We start from the raw sequence: 6,156 nt of genomic DNA on the forward strand, positions 1-6,156 counted from the left end.
AGAACAACGCCTGTATTAATGGGGTTGTATTCCTTAGCCTGTGTTATCGCCAAAGAAATGAGACAATCCACTCTTTTACAACCGGCATTAACCAGTTGGTATGACAAAAAAGATCAAGCAACATTTTCCGATGTCATCGCATTTATTAGGCGAACAATTTGGGCTGAAGAATATTTTTCAAACTCAAGTATAAGTGATGACTTTATTAAATTAACACCCAATGACGCTGACACTTTAATTAATCAACTCGCGATGGCTGCTTGATGGCCAAAGTCGAGTGGCATGCAATATATTATTTTAGAAAAAGAGCATGCCAAAAGATACAATCAAATAGTGGAGGTTCCTTTCAACTCTATATATTGGATCTCCCTCAACGTCAAACTAAACTTTATCCAAAGCTTGGCTAACATCTGCAATAATATCATCAATATGTTCAATACCTACTGATATCCTTATTAAATCTTCACTCACGCCAGCTTCAGCAAGCTCATCTTTACTTAACTGACGATGGGTTGTAGATGCAGGGTGACAAGCTAATGATTTTGCATCACCAATATTCACTAAGCGTAATATCATGTTGAGTGAATCAATAAATTTACTGCCAGCCTCAATACCTCCTGTAATACCAAAGCTCAAAATACCTGATGCTTTACCGCCAGTAATTTTTTGGCACGTTTCATAATATGGACTGTCTTGCAAAGCCGCGTACTTGACCCACTTGACCTTTTTATGGCTTTGAAGGAACCGAGCAAGCTTTTCTGCATTTTCACAATGACGCTCCATACGAAGCCCTAACGTTTCTAATCCCTGCATGATCTGAAAAGCATTCATCGGAGAAATGGCCGCCCCCATATTTCTTAATGGCACAACTCGACAACGACCAATATAAGCTGCAGCTCCCAAAGCTTCCGTATAGACCACACCGTGATAGGAAGGATCAGGCACATTTATGACTGGAAAGCGTGCTTTATTTGCCACCCAATCAAAATTACCTGAATCAACAATAACACCACCAATAGAAGTACCATGACCACCAATGTACTTTGTTAATGAGTGCACAACGATATCAGCACCCAACTCGAAAGGGCGACATAAATAGGGCGTCGCCACAGTATTATCAACAATGAGTGGCACCCCATGCTTGTGGGCAATGTCTGCCAGTCGCATAATATCCACAACATTACCTGCAGGATTACCTATAGACTCGCAAAACACCGCTTTGGTGTTTACATCAATTGCCTTTTCAAACCCATCAAAATCATCATGAGAAACCATCCGAACATCAATGCCCTGTTTTGGTAATGTATGCGCAAATAGGTTATATGTGCCGCCATACAACTGACTGCTACTCACAATGTTGTCACCATTTTCACATATACACTGAATTGCGTATGTAATCGCAGCCATGCCAGAAGCCAAAGCCAATGCGGCAATACCTCCTTCCATTGCGGTAATACGTTGCTCAAGCACATCCGTAGTCGGATTCATAATTCGCGTATAAATATTACCTTGTACTTTCAGATCAAACAGGTCTGCACCGTGCTGAGTATCATCAAAGGTATATGAGGTCGTTTGATAAATTGGAACCGCTGCAGCTTTAGTAGTTTCCTCAGACTTGTACCCGTGATGTAAAGCTATCGATTCTAGTTTCATTTACTCACTCTTCTTGTTTTTTGTAGTATGCTGAGGCTTACTATTACACAGTCCACCAACCGAATACAGTTTATACAACAACTAACGTAAAATGCGCATGACTTAATCGTCACTAACCAATAATGGATGCTCCTTTCCTTTGTAAACCACCAGCTTTTTAAGCATTTTCATATAAGCAAATAATACCGTCTTTACCTTTGTATAACCGATGTCTTTTTCAGTTGAAAGCGTCATCAATTACTTGTACGCTGACGCCCTGTTGTTGTCACCAATAAATTTCTTTTGAATTTTATTTGCTCATATCATCATTGAAAACAAAAGGAAATGTTAAAAATGAAAGCACTTACCGTGGGTTTTGTAATATCTGGATTATTGCTTGGTGGTGGTATTGCTAATGTAGTTAATGCTGGAGTAAAAACATCAGTAGTAGCAGAGTACAGCATTGGACCAAGCTATCCAAATTTTCAGGGCTCATCAGCTACTCTTATTCAAAGAAAAAATCATGAAGGTAAAACGGTTGAATTGAGAGCAATTGTTAATTCAGGCAACAAAGCCTTTCTCAAATACTTTTCTCCCAAAAAACTGGATGAGATTCAATTTGCAATTAATAAGGTAAAAACAGAACAAGGGTTTAAAAATTACGCTTACTACTATTTATGTGATGCGCCTGCTATCGATATTAGTACCCCCAAAAAAGACTTATCAATTATTTCAATTTGCGGACCAAAACCTGAGGATGGAACCGCTCTCCCTGAACCATCTCAAGACGTTTTAACCCTTAAAAATACTTTAAGCCAAATTTATTATACGACAATTAATTCCTACGATGCAGTAGCTGAAATTAAACCTTAACTCACAGTGAACTTATCAGATTAAATTTTTCAAAGATAATCTATATATACTTGCACGTGTATGTACCTGATTATGGATATGAAAAGCTGCTTGATCAGGAACAAACTGTCTGCCGCAGGATGCGGCAGACAATCCCTATCGACTATTTGATTACAACCAAATAGTGAATATTCTATTTTTTAGTCTAAATAAAACAAAAGTACTACAAACTAAAAGGTCTACTCCCTTATCTTAGCTAAAAAACTTGATAGCACGGATACCACTTACTAACAATTATGAAAGCTAACCATAGGTATTCTTGAGTTTTGTGACAACAAATACTTAAAATACGTGATTTACTTTTTATATTTGATCAAAAATAAATTTATTTCTATTATTTTTTGTATAGTAAAGACTCCTTACAACTAACTATGAATTTATAAGGAAAATTACCTATGGGAATAATTGCTTGGATCATCCTTGGTTTACTTGCAGGCATTTTAGCTAAATGGATAATGCCTGGACGTGATGGTGGTGGTTTTATTATAACCACTCTTTTAGGTATAGCAGGTGCTTTTGTTGGTGGCTATGTGGGTAGCTTATTTGGTTTTGGCAGTGTTAATGCTTTCACTTTAGAAAGTATATTAATTGCCACTGGAGGTGCTTTTATTATTTTACTCTTTTATCGCTTTATCAAATAAACACAATTTAAAAAAGAATCTGTCATTTTAGAAAATGGCAGCTTTTCCTTTCAACAACTATTACAAAAACATCTCTTAAATTCATAGCAAGCTTCCACATAAATAAGGCTTCAACTACAACATTATGTATATATAATCTGTCTAGAAAATATCTGTTTAGCAAGCCTAACGCCTTTAATAAACTTACGCTGCCATTGTTTTGCTATTTTCTGAAAATTATTTTCAGTCCCCATCACATCAATAAACCGTTTTTCTTTTTTACTCACATAAGTCAACAACTCATCCGCATTGATATTCAGGCGCTCTAAAATAGGAGGCATATTACTGGGAATAGCACCTCGCTTATCATCTCGAATAGCTCGACCGAGCCAATCAACCGTAACCGCCAAAGCAACTACAGGTATTTTAAAGCAACCGAGCAGTATAAAATATCCAACTAATAGATGGCGAGCTTAAACTTCAGTGGAAGCAAGTGAGTTATCTTGGTGAGCGAGTTGCCAAGGCAGTAGCGCTTCGATATCAGCCAGTGATTGTGCATTAGGCAACAGGGTAAAGACGCGTTGTAAATATGAGAATGGCTCAAGCCCATTAGCTTTAGCCGTTTCAATTAAGCTATATAAACTTGCACTGGCTTTGGCTCCTGATTGGCTATTGGCGAATAACCAATTTTTTCGTCCAATAACAAAAGGCCGTATGGCATTTTCTGCAGGATTATTATCAATGGGATAGGTGCCATCGTCGAGATAGCCGACCAGTCGCTCCCATTGGTTATGTAAGTAGTGTATTGCCTTACCTAATGCCATTTTAGGTGGTGTGTTTAGCAAGGCTTTTTCCAACCACACTCTGAGTTTGTCGATAATGGGCTTGGCTTGTGTTTGTCGAATATGTAATCGCTCATCCGCCGTTTTATCTTTTACCTGGCGTTCAATAGCATAGAGTTTTTGAATATAGGCGAGGGCTTGATCGGCTTTACCGGCTTTGCCTTTCGGTTGGCTTTTTTGCGCTTCGATAAATTTACGCCTTGCATGCGCCCAGCACCCTAATCGCGTTAATTGATTTTTCTGGCAGACCGACTGATAGCCGTCATAACCATCGACCATTACAGCGCCTTGATAATCACCCAGCAGTTGCTTGGGTACATCAGCGTGTCGGCTGGGATGGTAATGATAGTAAACGACAGGCTGATGCCCTGTGGTTAAGAGTAACCACATATAACTTTGACTTTCAGGGCTTTTGCCTGGCTCATTGAGTACCTGTAATGCCGTTTCATCCATATGCACGACAGATTGTGCCAGTGCCGCTTCAGCCAGCAAATTCATGAGTGGTTGGACGAGCTGACCACATTGAATCATCCAGTTCGCGAGTGTAGTACGATTTAATTCAACCCCAATACGCTTGAACATCGTGACTTGCCGATACAGTGGCAAGGCGTCCGCATATTTACTGATCGCTACATGGGCTAATAAATTCGGTGTCGCAATACTTTTCTCGATAGGCTGTTTAGGTTTTGTGGCGGTGACAATATAGTTTTCACAGCAGGGACAACCATATTTGCGACGCACATGCGCAATCGCTTTTATTTGTGCAGGGATGATATCCAGCTGTTCGTGGATTTCATCACCGATATGAACCAGGTGGCTACCATCATGCGGGCAGACTTTATCCGCCTCGGCAAGGTCATGAATAATCTGTTCCCGAGGCCAGTCTTTCGGGATACGCGGCTTGCGTGCTTGTCGTTGGTGAGCCGTCACCGTGGTGGTTGTCGTGTCAGGTTCCCGTTCTTGTTCAGAGGCCTCATCCTGAAGTTGTTCGGCTTCATCAAACAGGGCCACCTGATCCGGTGATTGTTTTTCGCTGGATGAAGCAAAACGCTTATAGCGCGATAAGCGTAATTGCTCTTCTAACCACTGAATATGTTCACGCAGTGTCGTTAACTGGTGATCTTTCTGAGCGAGCTTGTCAGTAAGCTTATTAATTTCAGCGTATAAAAAATTAGGCTGTAATGTAGGATCAGCGACATAAGACATGTCGCCTATTTTACCTAAAACACTTATCCCGCGATAGTAAATTCCAACGATGGATGGGGTTTAAATTGACTGATATCAAACCCTCGCAAAAGCCAATTAAATTGTTCTGTCGTTAAATGAATGGCGTTTTGCTCATGTTTTTTTGGCCATTTAAATTTTGCTTTTTCTAGCCGTTTATACCACAAACAAAAACCCGTTTTATCCCAGTAAAGTACCTTAAGTTTATCTCGACGCCTATTACAAAAAACAAATAATGCGGTTGAAAAAGGTGACAACTGTAAATTCGCTTCCACGATCATTGATAGACCATTAATAGATTTTCTAAAGTCAACAAACTCCCGATGTAAATACACGTCAGGACTGGTGGTTAAATCAATCATGCGAGTTGTTTCAGTAATGCCGCAAGCCAAGTCGGTGATACACCTGGGTTAAGTCGAAGTTCGGTCTTACCATAACGGATAGACAATACGTCATCATCAGCACTGGCCATCACATGTGCCTGGATAAACCCCTGTTGTGGTGGCGGGCTATGACGAAGCTGCCGCTTACGCAAACTGAAGTACTTTGGACACAGCTTATGCTCTCGACAAAAGGCGGCAGCACTTAAGCCACTTGCCGCTTGTTGATCAAATAAGGATTCCCACTCTTCTACAGTGCGTTTTTTCATGTACGGCTCCTATTTAAAAATAGGCACAATACAAAAGATATTTCATGGATGGCAGGGTGTAGTTGCTTTGGCGGTTACATACAAAAGATATTTCATGGATGGCAGGGTGTAGTTGCTTTGGCGGTTACTTTTTTCATGTACGGCTCCTATTTAAAAATAGGCACAATACAAAAGATATTTCATGGATGGCAGGGTGTAGTTGCTTTGGCGGTTACAAAGGAGGCATCCAATTTTTGATCAAAATCAAATAGTGGATGTCCTGTTCCTCCGTTCCGCC

At 40.1% G+C, this 6,156-nt stretch carries 8 protein-coding genes; 3 read left to right on the forward strand and 5 right to left on the reverse strand.

The features are described from left to right. Positions 1 to 264: hypothetical protein (locus F607_RS34670; RefSeq protein ID WP_038291351.1), on the forward strand; the 264-nt coding region annotated here is incomplete at its 5' end. Between the two features lie 117 nt (positions 265 to 381). Here the strand turns inward: F607_RS34670 and F607_RS0113740 are convergent. Beyond that, positions 382 to 1,653: an O-acetylhomoserine aminocarboxypropyltransferase/cysteine synthase family protein gene (locus tag F607_RS0113740; RefSeq protein ID WP_027708543.1), complete on the reverse strand. Its 1,272-nt coding sequence runs from the start codon at positions 1,651 to 1,653 to the stop codon at positions 382 to 384. Between the two features lie 333 nt (positions 1,654 to 1,986). Here F607_RS0113740 and F607_RS0113750 point away from each other — a divergent pair, with 333 nt between their 5' ends. Both F607_RS0113750 and F607_RS0113755 read left to right on the forward strand, forming a co-directional pair. After that, positions 1,987 to 2,505: a hypothetical protein gene (locus tag F607_RS0113750; protein WP_027708544.1), complete on the forward strand. Its 519-nt coding sequence runs from the start codon at positions 1,987 to 1,989 to the stop codon at positions 2,503 to 2,505. A gap of 434 nt (positions 2,506 to 2,939) precedes the next feature. Next, positions 2,940 to 3,185 carry a GlsB/YeaQ/YmgE family stress response membrane protein gene (locus F607_RS0113755; RefSeq protein ID WP_027708545.1) on the forward strand — a complete coding sequence of 82 codons (246 nt, stop codon included), beginning with the start codon at positions 2,940 to 2,942 and terminating at the stop codon, positions 3,183 to 3,185. 122 nt (positions 3,186 to 3,307) lie between these two features. On the opposite strand, the gene F607_RS0113760 is transcribed toward F607_RS0113755, so the two are convergent. From F607_RS0113760 to tnpA, 4 genes are all read right to left on the reverse strand, one after another. Then, positions 3,308 to 3,574: a hypothetical protein gene (locus F607_RS0113760; protein ID WP_027708546.1), complete on the reverse strand. Its 267-nt coding sequence runs from the start codon at positions 3,572 to 3,574 to the stop codon at positions 3,308 to 3,310. A 63-nt stretch (positions 3,575 to 3,637) separates the two neighbouring features. Further along, positions 3,638 to 5,212, reverse strand: coding sequence for an IS66 family transposase (gene tnpC / locus F607_RS29745; protein ID WP_051311476.1), 1,575 nt, complete (start codon positions 5,210 to 5,212; stop codon positions 3,638 to 3,640). 23 nt (positions 5,213 to 5,235) lie between these two features. Continuing rightward, positions 5,236 to 5,592, reverse strand: coding sequence for an IS66 family insertion sequence element accessory protein TnpB (tnpB, locus tag F607_RS0113770; RefSeq protein WP_027708547.1), 357 nt, complete (start codon positions 5,590 to 5,592; stop codon positions 5,236 to 5,238). Then, entirely contained in the window at positions 5,589 to 5,879 is a 291-nt protein-coding gene (tnpA, locus tag F607_RS29750; protein WP_038291353.1) for an IS66 family insertion sequence element accessory protein TnpA, read from the reverse strand. Before tnpA ends, tnpB begins: the two co-directional genes overlap by 4 nt. Positions 5,880 to 6,156 lie beyond the last annotated feature (277 nt).

It is taken from the genome of Zooshikella ganghwensis DSM 15267 (genome assembly GCF_000428585.1).
In the GTDB taxonomy this organism is placed as follows: domain Bacteria; phylum Pseudomonadota; class Gammaproteobacteria; order Pseudomonadales; family Zooshikellaceae; genus Zooshikella; species Zooshikella ganghwensis.

Coding starts and splice junctions, on each gene's coding strand:
- F607_RS0113740 (WP_027708543.1), bottom strand. CDS start 1,653: ATGAAACTAGAATCGATAGCTTTACATCACGGGTACAAGTCTGAGGAA.
- F607_RS0113750 (WP_027708544.1), top strand. CDS start 1,987: ATGAAAGCACTTACCGTGGGTTTTGTAATATCTGGATTATTGCTTGGT.
- F607_RS0113755 (WP_027708545.1), top strand. CDS start 2,940: ATGGGAATAATTGCTTGGATCATCCTTGGTTTACTTGCAGGCATTTTA.
- tnpC (WP_051311476.1), bottom strand. CDS start 5,212: ATGTCTTATGTCGCTGATCCTACATTACAGCCTAATTTTTTATACGCT.
- tnpB (WP_027708547.1), bottom strand. CDS start 5,592: ATGATTGATTTAACCACCAGTCCTGACGTGTATTTACATCGGGAGTTT.
- tnpA (WP_038291353.1), bottom strand. CDS start 5,879: ATGAAAAAACGCACTGTAGAAGAGTGGGAATCCTTATTTGATCAACAA.